Raw genomic sequence first — 18,129 nt, 5'->3', positions numbered from 1 at the left:
GGGTATGGACTCCTTCGGCCAAGCCTTCGCGGCGGCGTTGCTCCTGATCCTTCAGCAGGTCGGGACTTTGTTTGGTTCCCAGAGCGGCGCCGAAGCCACCCTCGCCACCCCGACGTATACCCGGCGGCCTACCTCTACGCCCACCTGGACGGCGACGCGCCGCCCGACCTCCACGCCGACAGCGACGCCGACGGTGACCCGCACTCGCACGCCGCGTCCAACGCCGACTGCTACCTCCACGCGGCGGCCATCAGTCACCCCGACTGTAACCAACACCCGCCGCTGGACGTCAACGCCGACGATCACGCGCACCCGTACGTCCACTCCGACGTTCACGCTCACGCGCACCCCTAGTCGCACCCGCACCCCGAGCCGAACGCCCACGGTTACCGCCACGCGCACCGACACCCGCACGCCGACGTTGACGCGGACACCGCGCCCGACGGCGACCCCGACGGCAACGCTCGATCCGGCGCTGCTCGCGACGCCGACGCGTGATCCGGGAAACCCGACCGGCCTGGCGGCTGCCACCGGTGTCGGACCGGCGCAGAAGCTGCCGTCGGCGCTGCTGGTTTACCCGCTGATTGAAGCCGATGCCGGCGGCAGCCCGCGCGATACTCGGGTTGAGATCGTCAACCTAACCGGCATGAGCGTTTCGGTGCATTGCGCCTACATCGACAGCGTGAGCTGTAACTCCACGGATTTCACCGTCACGCTGACGGCAAGCCAGCCGCTGTCGTGGATGGCCAGCTCGGGGTATCGCTCCCTCAGCAGCTACACCGCGGTGCCGCCGTTCACCGGCAGCGGCGAGCTCAAGTGCGCAGTTGAGGCCCGGACCGCAGAGCTGTCATCGCACAATGCCTTGCAGGGCCGCGCCTTGGTGTCGAAGTCATCCCCAGCGGAGACCGTCGGCTACACCGCCATCGGTTTTCGCCGGCTGACCCCCGGTTACTACGGCGGCGTCTTCAACCTCGACGGCGACGAGTACGAGCAATGCCCGGATCGGCTCCACTTCAGCGTACTGGCCAATCAAACCGGCTCGGACAGCGAACTGCTCCTGGTGCCGTGCACTGAAAACGTCATCTACGGTGGAACCAGTACCCCGATTACCCTGAGCATCATCAACGAGTTCGAGGACGTGCTCTCGGCTTCGGTCTCGTTGACCTGCACGTTGCGCCGGCGCTTCAGCACCATCAGCCCGCTACGCGGCACCACCCTCGGCACCACCACCGCGCACTTGATCGTGCGCGGCGTGAGCGTGCCGGTCATCGGCCTGGTGATCGACCGCTTCACCGGTTACGGCGCGGCGGCGGTCTCGTCGAACGAGCCCTACCTCGAAGGCGGCCGTTCGGCGACGGTTGAGTTGCCGTAGCCCGGCCACGAACCGCTTCTCCGCACTAAGAGAAATCTGGTTGCCAGCCACCTCTGGCCTGCTAGGATGCCTGCCAGAAGAGGTAGCCGGCATGAGGGAATTCATTTACGGACTGATCTTGGGCGCAGCCTGCCTTTACGGCTACCGTTACTTCGACCTGCCCGGGGTCATGGCTTACCTCAACAGCGCCACCGAGTCGGCGGTCGAGTCGACTCACGGTTACGGCGGCACGCACAAGACCAAACGGTAGTCGGCGAGCTAGCGCAACGCCAGCGCGGTGTGGCCGCAGCCCGACTGAACAGCCCGCTGCACCAACGCTGCCACCTCGCGCCGGGAGATTCGGCCGGCGCGGCGCGCGCTGCGAAGAACGCGCGCCACGCATTTCATGTAAGCGCGCTGGTCCTTCCACTCGGTTTCCAAATCCGGCCCCTGGCATGGACATGCCTGATCGAGGCTGCAGCCACCGTCCAATACCGCGTCGCCGGCAGGCGTATCCGCGCAGCGGTCGCAGGCATCACCGACACCGTCGCCATCGCCGTCACGCTGGTCAAAATTGGGGGCGGAGCGGCAGTTGTCGAGGCTGTCGGGGATGAAATCTTGGTCCGCGTCCGGTTGGTCGGGACCCGCGGGCTGGGCCACCAGCACCAGCAAGTAGCCGCTGTCTAGATTGCGCGGCGAAGCCAATATGATCGTGAAAGCCGCGGGGCCGATGTCAGGCTGGCGGCCGCTGGCCAACAGCAGCGCGCGCCCATTGATCTGAGCGTCAATCACGGCGCGAACACCACCAGCGCTGCGCTGGACAAAGCCCCCACCGGTGACCCCGAACGACTCGCTGTGGGCGTCCAGGTCGGTCATCGCCGTGACTTCCGCCCCGTTCACAACCGGCAGATTGGCGAGGTCAAATGAGCCGGTAAGCGGCTCGACCGGGCCGGGGGACTGCGCGCAGGAGCTGCACGTCGGCGTAATCGTGCTGCCCGCCCCAAGCACGTAGTGGACCGTGCCCGCGGCAACGTGAGTTGGAAGCGCGGCCGCAACTAAGGCTAGCAACCACAGCGTGTAGAGTGCGCGCCCTGCCATGGCCGGCAGACTACCTGCGACGGCAGCCGCTCGCAAGCAAGCGAGGCCCCAGCGACCGGGCGGAGCGCTCACGCGGGCTGGCGCGAGCCGCGAGAGCTGCCGGAGGCCAGGCCCGGGGCGTGCTTTGCGGCGCGGGCGGCGTGATCGGCAGGGCAGCCCTGGAGCGCGGCGTTTACGGCCACGACCAGCTCGTCCACGCTGACCGAACCGTCAAGGTTGAGGTCGAATTCGGGACAAGCATCGATCGGGGCGATGCCCAGCGCCTGATTCACACCCAGCACAAGCTCGTCAACGGTCACCGTCCCGTCGCCGTCGCAGTCACCCGTGCACACCGGCGCTGGCAACGTGGGTGTTGGAGTCGGCGTTGGGGACGCGGATGGCTGGGGCGACCCGGTCGGCACCGAGGTTCCAGCCGGTGTGTTCTCAGGCGGTGTATCGGTCGGGGTCACGGTTGGGGTGGCGCTAGGCGTTGGCGACGGTGTTGGCGTCGCCGTCATTGTCGGGCTCGAGGTTGGAGTGCTGGTGCTGGTCGCCGTGGCCGTCTCTGTCTCGGTTGGTGTCGGCGTAGCGGTGGGTGTTTCCGTCGGCGTGGCGGTATCGGTCGCGGTCGGTGTCACGGTCGGCGTCTCGGTCACGGTAATGGTCGGTGTGATGGTGCTGGTTGCCGTAGCGGTAGGGCTCGGCGTGGCGGTTGGAGTTTCGGTGGCGGTGGCGCTGGGGGTTGCGGTGGCGGTGTCGGTGGGCGTGGCGGTAGGCGTGGCGGTGACGGTGTCGGTGGGAGTGTTAGTCGGGGTGTCGGTCGGCGTCGCCGTCGGGGTTTCGGTGGCCGTATCGCTGGGGGTTGCGGTCGGAGTTTCGGTGGCAGTCTCCGTCGGGGTACTGGTCGGGGTGTCGGTCGGCGTCTCGGTGGGGGTCTCCGTCGGCGTATCTGTCACCGTTGGTGTCATCGTTGGGGTCTCGGTTGGGGTTTCCGTCGGTGTATCCGTCACCGTTGGCGTCAGCGTCGGCGTCGCGGTCGGGGTCGCGGTCGGGGTCTCGGTCGGCGTCGCGGTCGGCGTGTCAGTCGGCGTCAGCGTCGGGGTGTCGGTCGGGGTAACGGTCGGGGTTGGGGTGGTGAAGGGACACGGGATACCGCTACCCGAGCGGAACAACGCCGTCTGTTCACTGGCTGTCAGCAAGCGCTTCCAAAGACCGATCTCGTCGATCCTGCCGGTGAGAAAACCGCTTCCGTCATAGGCGCCGACGATAAACGGCGCGGGACCATCATAGGCCGCCAGCGTCGTGAGCTTGAGATTCGACCACACGTCATCCACTCGCAGTGACAGCATACGGTTGGTGGCGTCGAATGAGGCGATCACCAAGTGGAAAGTACCGAGGCTGACGCCGTCAACCGCGGCGGCGGCGAGCGCGCTGTCGTCGGCCGTGCCGATGGTGAAACGCAGTGTTCCGCCGGCAAGATAGTCGAGGGCGAACTCGCGCATGTTGGCATCGGCGCCCTTGGTGACCAGGCCCGCCGACTGATCCGCATCGATGCGCACCCAGGCGGCGACGGTGAAGTCCTGCTCCGCCATGCTCAATGTCTCACTATCCGGGTGACTGAGGAATTGCGCGCTGGCGCCGATGAATTCCGCGGCCGGTCCGGTCTGTGCGCTCACGCCCGGGGCCTGACCCACGGCATTCTCTGCGGTCAAATCGTTTTCCGGCGGGGCGACCGAGTCGGCTCGTGTCCCGCTCGCTTCGTTGAGCGCCCAACACGCGACCAGCTCGTGTGACAAGGCCGGGTGCAGCGTCGGGGTCGGGGTCGGCGTGCGGGTGGGGGTCGCTGTCGGGGTATTGGTCGGGGTGTCGGATGGCATAGCGGTCGGAGTGCTGGTCGGGGTGGCGGTCTCCGTTACGGTCGGTGTCGACGTAACCGTGGGTGTTTCCGTGGCCGTGGCGGTATCGGTCGGTGTCGGTGTCACGGTCGGTGTGGCGGTAGGTGTGGCGGTGGCCGTCGGCGGCGGGGTATTTGAGGGGGTGAGCGTCGGGGTGCCCGTCTCGGTCGGCGTTTGCGCGGGAAAGTCCAGTGGGCAGGCCAAGCCCACGCCGCCATTGTAGAGGGCGGTCTGCTCGGCGGCGCTCAGCAGGCGTTTCCACACCCCCACTTCGTCGATCTGGCCATCGAAGAAGTCGCTGCTCAGGTAAGAGCCCATTGTCAGCGGTGCGCTGCCGTCGAACGTCGTCAGCGCCGTCGGCTTGATCGCCGAGCGGATGTCGTCGACCCGCAGTTCGAGCAGACGGTTGGTGGCATCGAAGGCGGCGACAACGAAATGATAAACGCCAAGGCTCACGCCGCTTACCGCCACCGAGTCGGCGATCGACCCATCGGAACTCCCGATCGAGAAGCGCAGCGTCCGCCCCGGCTGGTAGTACAGGGCATACTCGTGGAAGTTCGAGTTGGATCCCTTGGTGATGAGCCCGGCGGCATGGTCGCCGGCGATACGCACCCAACCGGCGAGGGTAAAGTCCTGATCCGTCATGCTCAGGAGCGGGCTGTCAGCCAGGCTGAGGAACTGGCTGTCGACGGAACTGAACTCGGCCCCGAATCCGGTCCAGCTGCTGAGCCCCGTGGCTTGTGTGACGCCGTTGTTGTCGGTGAGATCATTGACAAAGGGTGCGATCGAATCCGCCCGCGCACCTTCGGCTTCCTCCAGCCCCCAGCAAGCGACCAGCCCTTGAGCGATGAGTGCCGGCACCGTCGGGGTGATCGTCGGCGTGTTGGTGACCGTAGGTGTGGCCGTCGGGGTTATGGTGTTGGTAGGCGTGGGGGCGGTCGGCGTGGCGGTTATGGTTGGGGTAACCGTGTGGGTGCGCGTGACGGTGGGCGTGCGCGTGGGGGTCTTGGTCAGTGTCCCAACCACTCTTACGGTCTTCGTCCGCGTCGGAGTGCGTGTCGGCGTACTGGTCGGCGTTGGCGGCGCCGTGTCGGTGGCGGTGGGAGTGGGTGTCGCGGTGGGCACCGAGAGCGGGCAGCGCAAGCCGAGTCCGCCATTATAGATGCCGGTCTGTTCTTCCGCGCTCAGCAAGCGCTTCCACAGCGCCACCTCATCGAGGCGGCCCTCGAAGAAATCACTGCCGACGTAGGCCCCGAGCGTGAACAACTGTGTGCCGTCGTACACCGTCAAGGCGGTGGGCTTAACTTGCGCGGGCAGGTTGTCCAGGCTCAGAGCAATGAGCCGGTTAGCGGCGTCGAATGATGCAACAACGAAGTGGAACTGCCCCACGCTCACGCCGCCAACCGTGGCGAAGTCGGCCGCCGAGCCATCGGCGGTGCCGAGAACAAAGCGCAAGGTCCCGCCCGCCTGATACTGCAAACCGTATTCCTGGTAGTTGGAGTTGGTGCCCTTGGTGATGATACCAGCCGTCCGGTCGGCATCGATCCGCAGCCAGCCGGCAATGGTGAAATCGTGATTGCCGGCACTGAATGTAACGCTGTCGGGATGATTGAGGAATTGCCCGCCGGCGGTGACGAAAGCTGCGGCCGGCCCGGTATTGCCGCTCGCGCCGGCGGCTTGGGTTACGCCGTTGTTGTCGGTCAAGTCGTTCGCCGGCGAGGCGACCGAATCCAGTCGGCTGCCGGTGATCTCATCCAGGGGCCAGCAGGCCTCGACGCCGTTCATCACCGAGGGCGGCACGGTCGCGATCACCGCCAGGGTCGGCGTTGGCGTTGGGGTCGCCGCGGGGGTGCCCGGCGCGGTCGGCGGCGGCGGCGGAAATTCCAACGGGCAGGGCAAGCCCAGGCCGCCGTTGTACAGGGCGGTCTGCTCGGCCGCGGTCAGTAGGCGCTTCCATACCGCCACTTCGTCGATTCGGCCATCGAAGAAGTCGCTGCCCAGGTACGAGCCCAGCGTCAGCGGCGCGCTGCCGTCGAAGCTTATCAGCGCCGTCGGCTTGATGGCCGAGCGCGAGTCATCGACGCGCAGTTTGAGCAGGTGGTTGGTGGCGTCGAACGCAGCGACGACGAAGTGATAGCTGGCGAGGCTGACGCCGCCGATCGCCACCGAGTCGGCGGCCGAGCCGTCGGGGGTTCCGATGGTAAAATGCAGCACGCCGCCGGCTTGATAATGCAGGGCGTATTCCTGGTAGTTCGAGTTGGCCCCCTTGGTGATGAGCCCGGCGGCGTGGTCGCTGCCGATACGCACCCAACCGGCGAGGGTGAAGTCCTGATTGTCCATACTGAGAGGGGGATTGTCTGCGAGGCTCAAGAACTGCCCACTCGCCGCGCTGAAGTCCGCCGCCAACCCGGTCCACATGCTCAGCCCGGGCGCCTGGGCGACGTTGTTGTTGTCGCTGAGATCATTGGTGAACGGGGCGACCGAATCCACCCGTGTGCCGCTGGCCTCGTTGAGACCCCAGCAGGATACCAGCCCGTACTCGATGAAAGCGGGGATAGTGGCCGTCACTGTCGGTGTCGTGGTGGGTGTGGGCGTGGGCGTGGCGGTAGCGGTATTGGTCGGCGTCGGCGCCGTCGGCGTCGGCGTTTCGGTGGGTGTAATCGTGGGCGTGGGCGTGATGGTGGGTGTGTTGGTGAGTGTCTTGGTCTGAGTCGCACGCGACCTGAAAGTGCGCGTCGGTGTCCGTGTAATCGTAGGTGTTCTAGTTGCGCTCGGCGGCGGCGTGTCGGTGATGGTCGGTGTCGGTGTCACGGTCGGCACAAAGAGCGGGCAGCGCAGACCCAACCCGCCGTTGTAGAGGGCGGTTTGCTCGTCCGCGGTTAACAGGCGTTGCCACAGCGCCACCTCGTCAAGGCGGCCGTCGAGAAAGTCGCTGCCGACGTAGGCCCCGAGGGTGAACAGTTGGGTGCCGTTGTATGCCGTTACGGTGGTGGGTTTGACTTGTGTAAAGAGGTCGTCAAGGCGCAAGGTAATGAGTTTGTTGGCGGCGTCAAACGAGGCGACGACGAAATGGAATTGCCCCAAGTTGACGTTGGCCACGGCGGCGAAATCGGCGGCCGAGCCGTCGGCGCTGCCGATGACAAAGCGCAGGCTTCCCCCGGCCTGATACTGCAGGCCGTACTCCTGGAAGTCCGAGTTGGTCCCTTTAGTGATCAGGCCGGCCGCCTGATCGGCGTCGATCCTAATCCAGCCGGCGATCGTGAAATCGTGGTTCGCCACGCTCAGCGTAGGGCTGTCGGCGTGGTTGAGGAATTGGCCGGCGTCGGCAGCAAAGGCGGCGGCTGGCCCGGTGTTGCCGCTGGCGCCGGCGGCCTGTGCGACGGCGTTGTTGTCGGTCAAGTCGTTCGCCGGCGAGGCGACTGAATCCGTCCGCGTGCCGGAGATTTCATTCAAGGGCCAGCACGCCTCCAGGCCGTCCATCACCGAAGGCGGCACCGTGGCGGCAACCGCCAAGGTCGGTGTTGCTGTCGCTGTGTGCGTGGGGGTGGCCGTGGCAGTGTAGCTGGCCGCCGATGGCGTGGACGTGGGGGTGAAGATCGGGGTGTCGGCAGCAGTCACAGTCGGTGTTGGCTCCGGCGTCGTGCTGGGCGTGGCGGTGGGCGTGGCGGTGGGCGTAGCCACCGCGGTCATAGTCGGCGTGCGCGTGAACGTCGCCGTGGGGGTGGGAAAAACCAATGGGCAGCTCAAGCCTTTGCCGGCGTTGAACAACGCGGTCTGCTCACTCGCGCTGAGCAGCCGTTTCCACAGTGCCACCTCGTCGACTCGCCCATCGAGGAAGTCGCTACCGATATAGGCTCCGATCGCGAACGGCTGGCTGCCGTTGTATACCGCCAGCGTGGTCACTTGCTCCCCGCCCGGCGCATCGTCCACCCGCAGGGCGAGGGTGCGGCTGGCAGCCGCGAACGAGGCGACGACGAAATGGAAGTCGCCGAGGCTGACACCGCCCACGCTCACCGAGTCGGTTGCTGAGCCGCTGGCGGTGCCGATGAGGAAGCGTAGCGTTCCGCCCGCTTGGTAATCCAGCGCGTACTCTTGGGTGCCGTTGTTCAGCCCTTTGGCAACGAGCCCGGCGGGATGGTCAGCATCAATACGGACCCAGCCGGCAAGAGTGAAGTCCTGATTGTCAACACTGAGTGCCGGGCTGTCCGCATGGCTGAGAAACTGCCCGTCAGCAGCGCTGAAGCCTGCCGCCACGCCGCCGGTGTGGATGCTGACACCGGCGGTTCCCGGCACGGCGTTGTTATCGACCAGATTGTTGGCGGGAGCGTCGACGGCGTCCGCTCGCCGTCCCGCAGTCTCGTTCAAGGGCCAGCAAGCGACCAAGCCCGCCGGCAACGATTGCGGCACGGTTGGAGAGGCGGTTGCGGTACTGGTCGCTGTCAAGGTCGGCGTGCGGCTGGCGGTCGCGGTCGGCGTCTCCGTCTGTGTCGCCGTGGGTGTGTCCAACGGGCTCGGCGAAGGAGTTCCGTTTGCCCCGGCGGGGGCGGCCCAGCCCGAAAGCCACAGGAGCGGCAGCAACAGCGCGGGGCCCACCAGCGCTATCCGCCGACTCTGTTCACTATCGCCCTGTTGATACCCCCCCACAAAGTACCCTTGTCAATTGAACTGAATACCGGCTGGCGATGCCACACTCTGGCGCGCCCTGTCAAGGACTTATGCTCTGGGGTTGCCTGGTTCTATACACCGACGCCGGGCAATTGTGGTGCTTCAAGGACCCGTGCGGTTCTTTGCTAGGAAAACCGTATAAGCTCGCCTCTCGCACCATGCCCCGGCGGACCCTCGATCCCACTCCGGGCCGCCCGTCGCGAGTGGCGGCTAGGGCAAGAAACGACTGAACTAGTACGCTGGCCGGCAGTAGATTCCCGCCTCTCAGCCAGCGAGGCGGGTCGTGGCTTTGGGGAGAGCGGACGGTAGCAGCTCGTCTCTTGGGTAAGCAGGCAGCATGGCAACGGCGGCGCAGCTAATAACCCGTTTGAACAGCCGCCCATGCTTCGAGACGCGCCTGACGGCGCTCCTCAGCATGAGCGGTTCTTCCTTCTGCCACAACACTTTTTCGGCTCGCCCTGGGGAGCTGCGAGGCAGCGTCTCCGAGGGCATCGGCGTATTTCAACGGGCGGCTAACCAATCCCGGCGGGCAGGGTGAATGAGCGCGCGCGCGCCGCTCGCGCCAGCCGGCGGGCTATTGCTCCAGTTGCAACCGTTGGCTAGGTAAGCGCCGTGAGTCACTACGGGTCTTGGCCGGCGCGTAACCTGCGAGCACGCTGCGGCGCAGCGGTGTGAGCAAGCGATGTCGCACCGGAGCTTGGTTGCCACCGTGCAGAGCTTGATCGCGGCAGCGATGGATCTCGAACGCCGGACGATGGAGCTGTATTGCCAGTTCGAGAACCGTTTTCGCCGCCCAGAGGAGCTGCGCCGGTTCTGGTTCGAGATGGCGCAGCACGAGGCGCAGCACTTCGGAGCGCTGGCCTTGCTGGCGGCCTTGCTCGACGCTGCCCCCCGGCGCGCGTTGCCGCCCGAGGCCGCCCTCACCCCGGCGCGCATCGAGCATCTCCGCGCCCTGCTGGATAGCTGCCGCCGCGAGGCCGCCGAAGGGGTCTCGCTCGAACGCGCCTTCGAGATGTGCCTGGACATCGAGGCTTCGGAGATCGAAGATGTGGTGCTGGATCTGCTGCATTCGCTCAAAGGCGCCGCCGCGCGCACGCGCGCGTTGCAACTCCTCATTCACGACTTGGGTGACCTCGGCTACATGATCGAGAAGTACACGACCAGCCAGAGCTTGCTGGCCCGCGCCGACGCCCTGCTCGAAACCCAGGTCGGCCGCCTGCGCCTCCGCCCGCCGCGCCCGACTCCGAGCCTGCGCCGGGTGAAGGGCTGAAAGACGCCGTCAGCAGTTCACCGCCGCGGCCGGCAGCCGCACGGTGAAGCGCGAGCCCTCGTTCAGTCGGCTGTGGGCGATCAGCTCGCCGCCCATGGCGCGGGCCAAGCGAGCTGAAATCGACAGGCCGATACCGACGCCGCCGTACTGCTTGGTGCCGGCCCCGCGATAGAAGGGCTCGAAGATGTGCGGCAAGTCCTCGGCGGCAATACCGATACCGGTGTCCGTCACTTCGATACCGACGCCATCGCCATCGGCAACCGCGCGCAAGCGGATCTCGCCACTCGGAGTGAACTTCGCCGCGTTGGTGAGCAGATTGACCAATACCTGGCGCAGGCGATCGGGGTCGGCCGTCACCGCTAACGTGCCCGCCTCCTCGGCTACGAAGCGGACGGGCTTGGCCACCAGCGCCGGCAGGATGAAGCTCTCCAGCTCGGCGAACAGCGGCGCCAGTTCAACCGGCTTCAAACTCACCGCCAGCCGTCCCGCTTCAATGCGCGAGAGATCCAGCAGGTCGCTGATGAGGTAGACCAGGCTCTGGGTGCTGGCAACGACGCGCTCGAGCGGCTGGCGCAAGTCCGGCGGCAGTGGTCCGAAGCTGTCGTCGAGCATGAGCTGCGCGTAGCCGAGGATAACGTTGAGCGGCGAGCGCAACTCGTGGGAGACGTTGGCCAGAAACAAGTTCTTCGCCTCGTTGGCCTGCGCCAGCGCCGCGTTGGCCCGGCGCAACTGCTCAGTTCGGCGAAAAGAGGCGTAGCGGTAGCGGTCGAGCACGGCGGCTCCGGCCACCGACAGCCCGCCGATGGCCGCTACCCCCAACGCGGTCAAAGCGATCGAGGTCGAGCTCCTAGCTCCCGCCACCGCCGCGATACCGTATGTGCCGATCGCGCCGAGGGCGACCGGCAACTGCCCGCGAACGCCCAACGGCACCAGCACGCCGACGCCAGTCACCATGCCGGCCAGCGCCAAGGCCAACAGCTCGGCCTCACCGTGCAGAGCCGCATGGTAGACCCCCATCACGCTACACAGCCATATGCTCGTACAGGCAACGATCGCCGGACTGTAGCCGCGCCCCCAGTTGCTGCGCGTCAACATCACCGCGCCCACACAGCCGAGCAGCTGCACACCGAAGAGCCCGGCGTAGAGGGTGACGCGCTCGGGATGCACGAGCGATTCCGGCAGCCAAGCGGCCGCCATCAACGCTGCGAATACCACCGCCAGCGCCGGCAGGCGCGAGGCCGCCAGGCGCACGGTTTCTTCGGCGTATACTTGTTCGATCGTCGGTGCGGTCATGAACGCTGCATCCTGCGCCAGCAATACAAACCAGCACCTACCGGCTAGCATCTCTACCGGTCATATCGCAAACGTCGTCACCAACGAGCTTGACAACATTGGGACCTTTTGGGAGCGTCCCGCTCTGTGCCGCCCACCTATGAACCCGGCTTCGACCCGGCCGCTGGCGGCCTCCTCAGCCTCAGCCAGAACGGTTGGCCGGGAACGAGCAATGCCAACGGCAGTAAGCCGCGCCGAGCAGTTGAGTTTGTGAGTGGAGCCCGATGCCGCGACCGGCACTGATCGTCCATGGCGGCGCGGGCACCCTGGCGCCAGAGGTGCGCGCAGCCGCCGAGGCCGGCTGCGCCGCGGCGGTGCGAGCGGGCTGGCGTGTGCTCACTAATGGCGGCAGCGCCGTTGCCGCAGTAGCTGCCGCCGTCATCGAGCTGGAAGACGATTCGATGTTCAACGCCGGGGTGGGATCGGTGCTCACGGCCATGGGCACGATCGAAATGGATGCCTCGATCATGGACGGCGCCACCCTCGCCGCCGGTGCGTGCGGTGCGGTCAGCCGCGTTCGTAATCCGATTACCCTGGCGCGCGCGCTGATGGCGGATCCCGTCACGGTGATGTTGGTCGGGCCGGGAGCCGAGGCCTTCGCGGCGGAGCACGCCGTGGCCATGTGCGCCCCCGAGGTGCTGATCACCCCGCGCCAGCGCCTGCGCTGGCAGTCTGAGCAAAAGCAAGCGTCGCCGGCAGGTACGGTCGGTGCGGTGGCGGTGGATAGCGCCGGCCACGTTGCCGCGGCAACGTCAACCGGCGGCCTGTTCTACAAACGCCCGGGCCGGATCGGGGATAGCGCGGTCCTCGGCGCCGGCACCTATGCCGACGATCGGCTGGGGGCGGCTTCCGCCACCGGGCGGGGCGAAGCAATCATGCGTGTAACGCTGGCGAAGACGGTGGCGGACATGCTGGGCGCCGGCACTGAGCCGATGGCGGCGGCGCGAGCCGGTATCGCCGTGCTGGCGGAACGTACCGGTGCGGCGGCCGGCGTGATCGTCACCGACGCCCAAGGGCGGATTGGCTTCGCACACAACACCGCCGCTATGCCCGTAGCATTCCGCGAGGCCGACGGGCACGATGTCGTCTTGGTGTGCTGAAAGGCACATCACGTGGGTTGCGCGTGGTGGTGGCGGTAGGCTAGTGAGGCTCTGTGGCGACCGCCCCTCGCGGCATAAAGGCCGCCGAATCCGCTAGCGCTGTTCCCTTCAGCCATCCGCTGCGCCGCCTTTGGGGAATCGGGGCCGCACTCGCCATCTTCTTCATGACGCTGTTCTGGGGCACGCTCAGCGTCGTGATGATCCTGGTCATCCGCAAGGGCTGGCCCGCCGACGCCTGCGGCCGCATCTGGTGCCGGTGGATTCTCCAGGTCTGCGGCATCGAGGTGGAGCTGATCGGTGCCGAGCACATCGATCCGCAGCGCCGCTACGTCATCATTTCCAACCACCTGAGCAACTTTGATATCTGGGCCACGTTTGCCACCGTGCCGGCCAAGATTCGCTTCGTGGCCAAGAGAGAACTGCTGCGCTTTCCCGTCTTCGGCCAGGCGCTCGCGCTCAGCGACCACATCATCATCGACCGCGCCAAGCCCGAGGAAGCGGTGGCGATCATCAACCAGCGCGCTCGCGAACAGATCGGCGAGGGCTTCTGTATCTTGTTTTACGCCGAGGGCACCCGCAGCCCCGACGGCAAGGTGCACGCGTTCAAGAAGGGCGGGGTGTCGCTGGCCCTGCAAACCGGCTTGCCGATCATCCCGTTGTCAATCAGCGGGGCCCACAAGTTCCTGCCCAAGCACCACGCCATCATTCGCCCCGGCGGCAAAGTGCGCATCGTGCTGGCGCCACCGATCGAAACCGCCGGCCGCTCGCTCGACGAACGCGACCGGCTGACCGAGCGCGTGCGTAATATCGTGGTGCAGAACTTCATCGAGAACTATTGAACCGAAGCGCCCTTCAGGGGTTGGGCCGGTCTCCGAAAATTCGTTGGGTCAGCTCGCGCATGCGGGCGCGGGCGGCGCGATACGTGGCCGCGGGCAGCGCTTGCGGCGACACGACATCACCGGATGTGTGGACGAAAGGCGTGGCCACTTCGTCGGCGCTCGCGTCGTGGCCGGCCGCCCGCCGCACGCTCCAGAGCGCTTGGATCGCCGCCCCCAGCGCGGCCGACTCGGACTCGGCCAGGCAGACGACCGGAAGCTCGAGTACGTCGGCCACAATCTGGCGCCACAGCGGATTGTGCGAACCGCCGCCGACCAGTCTAACTACGTCGCTGTGGATGCCGAGCGACTGCATGCGCTCGATCCCTAGCGCCAGGGACAGGCTGGTGCCTTCCAAGGCGGCGCGGAAGAGATGCCCGCGGCCGAGCAGCCCGGGGCGGATGCCCAGCAGCACGCCGGTGGCGGCGGGTAGGTTCGGCACGCGCTCGCCCTGCAAGTAAGGCAGCAGCAGCAACCCCTGCGCACCCGCAGGAACCGCCGCTGCGGCCCGGGTCAGCGAATCAAGGTCCCCGCCGAACGCGGCGCGGATCTCCTCGCTCACACCGGTCATGTTCATCACACACAGTAAAGGCAGCCAGGCCCCGGTGGAGTCGCAAAACGGCGCGATCAGGCCCTCGGGGTCGACTACCGGAGTCGCACTGTAAGCAAAGGCCGTCCCGGAAGTGCCCAGGCTGACAACCACCACGCCCGGCCTGGTGGCGCCGCTGCCGATCGCGCTCATCATGTTGTCGCCGCCACCGCTCGCGACCGGGATGCCTTCCGCCACCCCCAGGAGCGTGGCGCCCGCGGCCGAGAGCGGTCCGGCCGGTGAGCCCGCCGAAATCAGCGGCGGCAGCATCGCCGCCAGCCGTGGATCGATCCGCGCCATCGCGCGCTGATCGAAACTGCGAGTGAGCGGGTCGAAGAAGCCGGTACCGGAGGCGTCGCCCGCTTCCATGGTCTTGTTCCCGGTGAGACGGAAGTTGATGTAGTCGTGCGGCAGCAGCACCGCACGTACTTGCTGCCAGTGCTGCGGCTCGTGCCGTTGCAGCCAGAGGATCTTCGATGCCGTGAAACCAGCGGGGATGGATCGGCCCAAGTCGCGGGAGAGTTCCTCCGCCTCTTTGGCCGTCGTGGTATCGCACCAGAGCTTGGCGGGCCGGACGACGCGATCATCGGCGTCGAGGACGACGAGGCCATGTTGCTGCCCCGAGACGCCGATGCCGCGAACCCGCGCGCGCTCGACTCCGGGCGTGGCGAGTAGTTCCGCCGCCACTTCGCGCAGCGCCGCCACCCAGGTGTCCGGGTGCTGCTCCGCCGCGCCCGGCGGCAAGTCGGGGATCAAGCCGTGGGGCCGGCCTGCGCGCGCCACCACCGCTCTCCGGCCGGCATCGAGCAGCAGCCCCTTGGTGCCCTGAGTGCCGACGTCGAAGCCGAGGTAGAGGCCGTCGTCCATAGCGGTAGTTCCGCGCCCGGTCAGGAGCCGCCGCGCACGCCCAGCAGATGCTCGATCAGGAGCTGATCGAGGCGTTCGTAACCCAGGCCGCGGCGCCCGAGTGCGTCGGGGTCGATGGCCAGGGCACGCAGCTTAGCGACCTTGTCGCGGGCGTAGCCGCTGAGCAAGGGCGCCAGCGCGGCCTGCTCCGGAGCGGCCGCGAGCAGGTCGCGCACTTCGGGATCGGCGTCGAACGTCTGCGCTCGCGCTTTGAGGATTTTGTAAGTGCGCATGCAGCCGCGGGCAAAGTCCCACACCCCCGCTTCGTCCTCGGTGCGATAGGCGTGGGCGTCGAAGTGCAGGGGGCCGTGGTAGGGCGAGCCGGCGGCGCTGCCTTCGAGCAGGCGCACCAGCAGGAAAGCGCCTTTGAGATCTTCCGAACCGAAGCGCAAGTCCTGGTCGTAGCGCCCGATCTTTTGCGCGTTGAGGTCGATATGAAACAACTTGTCGGCTTCCATCGCCTGCGCCACCGCGTGCACCATGGAGAGGCCGGCCATGGTCTCGTGTGCCACCTCCGGATTAACCCCCACCATCTCGGGGTGATCGAGGGTGGAGATGAAGTGCAACATGTGGCCGGTGGTCGCGAGATAAATATCGCCGCGGGGTTCGTTGGGCTTGGCTTCGAGCGCGAACTTCAGGTGATAGCCCTGCTCGCGGACGTATTCGCACAGGAAGTTGAGCGCCTCGCGCAGACGGCGGATGGCGTCGCGCGGATCGCGGCAAGCATCGGCTTCGCTGCCCTCGCGCCCGCCCCAAAACACGTAGATCTGCGCGCCCAGCTCGGCACCGAGATCGATGGCGTCGAGGGTCTAGCGCAGGGCGAAGGCGCGCACCTGCGGATCGTTGGCGGTGAAGGCACCGTCTTTGAACATCGGGTGGTGAAACAAGTTGGTGGTAGCCATCGGCACCACCATGCCGGAATCGCGCAGCGCTGCCTGGAAATCCTTGACGATGCGGTCGCGCTCGGTGGGCGAGGCGCCGAAGGGAATCAAGTCGTTGTCGTGTAAGTTGACGCCCCAGGCACCGCAGGCGGCGAGCTTATGGACGAGCTGGCACGGGTTCGCCGGCGGGCGCACCGGCGCCCCGAACGGGTCACCACCGGTGTTGCCGACAGTCCATAGACCAAAGCTGAAACGATCCGCTTTAGTCGGCGCATAAGGATCAGCCATCGCCACCTCCGTGGTCGAGCGGATGCTACTGCGCAGACGCGCCGGATGCCAGCGCCGGCCGCTATCGGACGTGCGGGACCAACGCGATGAGTCTCAGGTCAGATCTTGGGATGATGGAAACGACGAGCTGAGAAGAGGAGCGGGGGGCAACCGTCTCCGGTTGCCCCCCGAGCCTACCGAGCGCTGGCTGTCAGCGCCAACAGATACAGATCAGAAGCACCGGCAGGAGATGGTTCCCGGAACGTGTTCGCATATCTGCCCGGCAGGGCAGAACCCGCCGCACTGAGTTGTTCCCGGAATATTCCCGCACGGCCTTTCACACACGCAGCTGTTGGTGGTTGTGCCTAGGACACATTGCTCGCCGCTGTTCGGGCAAACGCCGCCGCAGGTGCCGTTGAGGGGATCACCTCCGCACGGTGGCGGCTGGCACGAACATTCACCCGCGGCATCCAGTATGCACTTGTCCGTGGCCTTAGGGCAGACGCCGCCGCAGGCTCCTGTCAGCGGGTTCTTCGCGCACCCCGGTGGCTTGCAGCCACATCCGGCAGCTGTGGCAACACAAACATCCGTCGGGTTGGGACACACGCCGCCACAGACACCGTTGACCGAGGCGCAGCGCGGTTCCGGCGGTACGCAAGCGCACACCCCGTTGTCATCCAAAACGCAACGGTCGGTCGGCTTCGGGCAGTTGCCGCCGCAGATGCCGGTGGCCGAGTCCATCCCACACGGCGGTGGTGGTGGCGGCTGGCACTCGCATGCCCCCGCGGCATTCGGCCGGCAGAGATCGGTGGTGTTCGGGCAAGCGCCGCCGCACGAGCCGCGGTTATCGACCACCCCGCTGCACTGTGCCGGCTTGCAGGTACATCCCTGCGTCGGATCGGCCACGCACTCGTCGGTGGCGTTGTCGCAGACTCCGCCGCAAGTGCCGCCGCCGGTCGGTCCGCACGGTACCGGCGCTTTGCGCGCGGGCACGCAGATCTTAACCGGGGTGTACTTGGTGTGGACCCGTTGGCTGAATTGATCGATCACCTTCTTGTCCGGCGGCAACGGCTGAGTCGGGCATTGGGCCAGGTAGCAGACGTAGTCGTCTTTCAAGGGCTGGCCGCTGACGCTGGGGAAGGGCGGCTTTACCGTCAGCCGCTTCGTGACCGGAACGCAGAACTCCACCGCCTGTTCAATTATGCAGCCCTTCTGCGTGAACTCAGGCTGGAGTTGCGCCAGCATATCGACCGTAACCGGCGCTTTGAGCGCGTTGGTGCGCATCTTGTAACAGATCAAGTGATCGAGCTTCCCTCGCGCGGCGACCGTTTGCGCCAAGGCGGGCGCTGCCGTCAGCGCCATGGCGCCGGCGGCAAGAGCTAAGAACGTCTTCCTCATTTTGACTTCTCCTTTATCGCTTCGGCCCTGCCGTCAAGGGCAGGTTCCTCCTCCCTCACACCCGTTTTCCCCCCGTTCGATTCATTTCACGCGGCGGTGCCCGCTGACGCCGCGGCCACGCGTCTTCGCCAATGAGCGTGCGCAGCGCTGGATCGCAACATTTCTTCACGAGATCGTGCTTGCCTCCCTTTGACTTGCTGCTCGAACGCCACCAGCTTCGCCCACCGAGGTCATACAAGTCAAGGGCAAGAATTGCGGCGTCGGCAGCAGGGTGTGCGACAAATCTGTGGGTAACGTGCAGCCGACCGGGCAAATCCTCACCAGTCTGACAGTACTGTGTACTGTCAGCCGAGGCCCATGGCCGAAAGGGACGCAATTTGTCATCTTCCAGGCGCGGCGCCGCTTCTTCAGCTGCTTCTCCCGCACGATTGCGGTCTCTGCGCAGCCGTGCGCTTCGTAGTAGACCAGCTTGTCAACGCCGTACTTGGCCGAAAAACCCTCCACTACCTTGCTCTTATGCTGC

At 66.4% G+C, this 18,129-nt stretch carries 10 protein-coding genes and 1 pseudogene; 5 read left to right on the top strand and 6 right to left on the bottom strand.

All coding sequences use genetic code 11. The annotated features are described in order from the left end of the window. Positions 1-4 precede the first annotated feature (4 nt). Entirely contained in the window at positions 5-1,372 is a 1,368-nt protein-coding gene (locus HY699_01785) for a hypothetical protein (protein MBI4514531.1), read from the top strand. A 91-nt stretch (positions 1,373-1,463) separates the two neighbouring features. Beyond that, entirely contained in the window at positions 1,464-1,622 is a 159-nt protein-coding gene (locus HY699_01780; GenBank protein ID MBI4514530.1) for a hypothetical protein, read from the top strand. 8 nt (positions 1,623-1,630) lie between these two features. Here HY699_01780 and HY699_01775 read toward each other — a convergent pair whose 3' ends face one another. After that, positions 1,631-2,449 carry a hypothetical protein gene (locus tag HY699_01775; GenBank protein ID MBI4514529.1) on the bottom strand — a complete coding sequence of 273 codons (819 nt, stop codon included), beginning with the start codon at positions 2,447-2,449 and terminating at the stop codon, positions 1,631-1,633. Positions 2,450-2,517: 68 nt separating this feature from the next. Then, positions 2,518-8,916 carry a LamG domain-containing protein gene (locus HY699_01770; GenBank protein MBI4514528.1) on the bottom strand — a complete coding sequence of 2,133 codons (6,399 nt, stop codon included), beginning with the start codon at positions 8,914-8,916 and terminating at the stop codon, positions 2,518-2,520. A gap of 754 nt (positions 8,917-9,670) precedes the next feature. On the opposite strand from HY699_01770, the gene HY699_01765 reads away from it, so the two are divergent. Next, positions 9,671-10,258, top strand: coding sequence for a hypothetical protein (locus tag HY699_01765; protein MBI4514527.1), 588 nt, complete (start codon positions 9,671-9,673; stop codon positions 10,256-10,258). Between the two features lie 9 nt (positions 10,259-10,267). Here the strand turns inward: HY699_01765 and HY699_01760 are convergent, their stop codons facing one another. Next, positions 10,268-11,551 (bottom strand): HAMP domain-containing histidine kinase, encoded by a 1,284-nt coding sequence (locus tag HY699_01760; GenBank protein ID MBI4514526.1) that lies wholly within the window; start codon positions 11,549-11,551, stop codon positions 10,268-10,270. Between the two features lie 263 nt (positions 11,552-11,814). On the opposite strand from HY699_01760, the gene HY699_01755 reads away from it, so the two are divergent. Beyond that, positions 11,815-12,690: an isoaspartyl peptidase/L-asparaginase gene (locus tag HY699_01755; GenBank protein MBI4514525.1), complete on the top strand. Its 876-nt coding sequence runs from the start codon at positions 11,815-11,817 to the stop codon at positions 12,688-12,690. A gap of 53 nt (positions 12,691-12,743) precedes the next feature. Beyond that, on the top strand, positions 12,744-13,529 hold the full coding sequence (locus HY699_01750) for a 1-acyl-sn-glycerol-3-phosphate acyltransferase (protein ID MBI4514524.1): 786 nt from the start codon (positions 12,744-12,746) through the stop codon (positions 13,527-13,529). A gap of 13 nt (positions 13,530-13,542) precedes the next feature. On the opposite strand, the gene xylB is transcribed toward HY699_01750, so the two are convergent. The 3 genes and pseudogenes from xylB to HY699_01735 form a co-directional block, all read right to left on the bottom strand. Continuing rightward, entirely contained in the window at positions 13,543-15,021 is a 1,479-nt protein-coding gene (xylB, locus tag HY699_01745) for a xylulokinase (GenBank protein ID MBI4514523.1), read from the bottom strand. 20 nt (positions 15,022-15,041) lie between these two features. Continuing rightward, positions 15,042-16,229: pseudogene (locus HY699_01740) on the bottom strand (xylose isomerase). A 210-nt stretch (positions 16,230-16,439) separates the two neighbouring features. After that, positions 16,440-17,606 carry a hypothetical protein gene (locus tag HY699_01735; GenBank protein MBI4514522.1) on the bottom strand — a complete coding sequence of 389 codons (1,167 nt, stop codon included), beginning with the start codon at positions 17,604-17,606 and terminating at the stop codon, positions 16,440-16,442. Positions 17,607-18,129: the final 523 nt, after the last annotated feature.

This window comes from Deltaproteobacteria bacterium, from assembly GCA_016210005.1.
GTDB lineage: Bacteria > Desulfobacterota > Binatia > HRBIN30 > JACQVA1 > JACQVA1.
This window is presented reverse-complemented; position numbering and strand designations above follow the sequence as displayed.